The sequence below is a fragment of the Nocardia huaxiensis genome (assembly GCF_013744875.1).
Taxonomy (GTDB): domain Bacteria; phylum Actinomycetota; class Actinomycetes; order Mycobacteriales; family Mycobacteriaceae; genus Nocardia; species Nocardia huaxiensis.
On sequence record NZ_CP059399.1, the window covers coordinates 1,988,639 to 1,990,576 of the forward strand.

The window sequence follows — 1,938 nt, forward strand, 5'->3', positions numbered from 1 at the left end:
CGGGACAAACAATGGGCTTTCGACTTCGAGCCACTTTTCCGCCGGTACGCTCTGAGGCGGAAAGAAAGGCAAATGGTCAGCAATCTCGCAGGTGGGAGCCTTCCCCAGCACGGTGCCGGTTCGGGCAGTACGCAGCTCGGCGCACTGGAGGCCTATGCCGCACAGGCCCACGGATATTTGAGTGTGGGCGGCGATCAACTCGGTCAGCTCCCGGGTCTGCTTCGCCCCATGGTGCTGGAATCGTGGTTGCGCAGCGTGCGCGGCGGTGTCGATCCATTGGACGACAACGACGGTCGCGGTCTGCGCGGCGCAGATCTGCAGCGGTATCGCGACGCGCATCCGATCGCGTCGGCCATGCCACTGGTGGACAAGCTGCTGCTGCGTGATGCCACGAGCACGGGACTCATTGTCGTGGTGGCCGATCAGTTCGGCCGGGTGCTGTCGGTGCACGGCAACGCCGATCGGGTGCGCGCCGCGGCCGAGGCCGGCCTGCGCGAGGGCAATGATCTGAGTGAGCGCCGGGTGGGCACCAATGCGGTGGGCCTGGTGGTGCGCACCGGCCGTGCGGCCTGGATTCACGGGCCCGAGCATTTCCTGCATCGCATGCATCAGATCACCGGCGCGGCTGCGCCCGTGCACGATCCGGACGGCCGCCTGGTGGGCGTGCTCATGATCGCGGGCGGGGTGCGGGTGGCGCGTCCGGAGATTCTGGCCCTGGTGAAGGCGGCGGCGACGGCCGCGGAAATGGATCTGCTGCTGACCGCGGTGCGGTCCGGTCAGGATCGCCGCGCCGGGGCGGACGCGCCCGCGCCGGAGCGGCTCGGCCTGGAGGTGCTCGGGCTGGGGCAGCCGCAGTTGACGGTGGCGGGCGAGCGAGTTCCGTTGTCGCAGCGGCACGCCGAGATCCTGGTGCTGCTGGCCGAGCATCAGGAGGGACTGTCGGCGGACCATCTGGCGCTGCTGCTGGACGACGCGGATCTGGACAATGCCACCATTCGCGCGGCCATGTCGCGTTTGCGCTCGGTGGTGGGCCCGAATGTGTTCGGTTCGCGCCCTTATCGTTTGCGGGTTCCGATCGCCACGGATGTGGAGGCGTTGCGCGCGGCGCTGGATTCCGGGGATGTGGATGCGGCGGTCCGGCTTTATGCGGGTCCGGTATTGCCGCGTTCGACCGCGCCGGGAGTTATAGACATTCGCGATGAATTGCGCGTCCGATTGCGCACGGCCGTACTGCGTTCCGGCGACGCGACGGTATTGAGCCGGTGGACCGCCGGTGCCGAAGGTCGTGACGACGCGGCGGCGTGGGCGGTCTATCGCGCCACCGTTGACCGGGATTCTCCCTTGTATTCGCAGATCGAAGCCAAGATCCGGGTGCTCGATCGGCGCATGGGCGCCGATGCAACGCAGTTGCAACGTTTCGAGCCATAGTCTTCGCAACCGAAAGTGCGGTGTGTCACACCGCGGCTTCCGTGTGTGGCTGTACCCACATTTGCGCGGCGTTCATGGACTCTCCCGCGACCAACTAGACGCTCGTCCAACTTTTTTTCAGGAAAAAGTTCCGTTTTATTCTTACACCGCCTAGTGTTCGCAATGCATGGACGGCATCCATGTGATGCAGGCGACAGTGTGGCGCTCGCGAGGGAGTCGGCGAGCGGCGCGCGGCGGTGAAGTTGGAGGAGATCGACAGCAGGACAGGTCGATGCGGATGACCCGGAGGCACCCGCATCCCGGCTCGGGTACGTCGCGTACCGGCCGGCTCGCGCACTAGTTGGATCACGCGCACGGCGTCACGGAGGGCGCCCGCGCATTCGTCGAAACATATTGAGGCAGTAGCGGTTGACCGCGGCCTGGCACCGTCCCCAGCGGTACCCCAGGTCTATTTCGTGATGCCCGGAAGCGTTCGGCGGCACAGCATTTCGCCATATCTAGGAGGCTCTG

The 1,938-nt window shown here is 66.2% G+C and carries 1 protein-coding gene; it reads left to right on the top strand.

Translation table 11 applies throughout. The annotated features are described in order from the left end of the window. Positions 1–72: 72 nt before the first annotated feature. The gene (locus tag H0264_RS09110; protein WP_181583555.1) at positions 73–1,428 is read left to right on the top strand and encodes a GAF domain-containing protein; all 1,356 of its coding nucleotides are present in this window, start codon (positions 73–75) and stop codon (positions 1,426–1,428) included. The last annotated feature ends 510 nt before the right edge of the window (positions 1,429–1,938 follow it).

Coding starts and splice junctions, on each gene's coding strand:
- H0264_RS09110 (WP_181583555.1), top strand. CDS start 73: ATGGTCAGCAATCTCGCAGGTGGGAGCCTTCCCCAGCACGGTGCCGGT.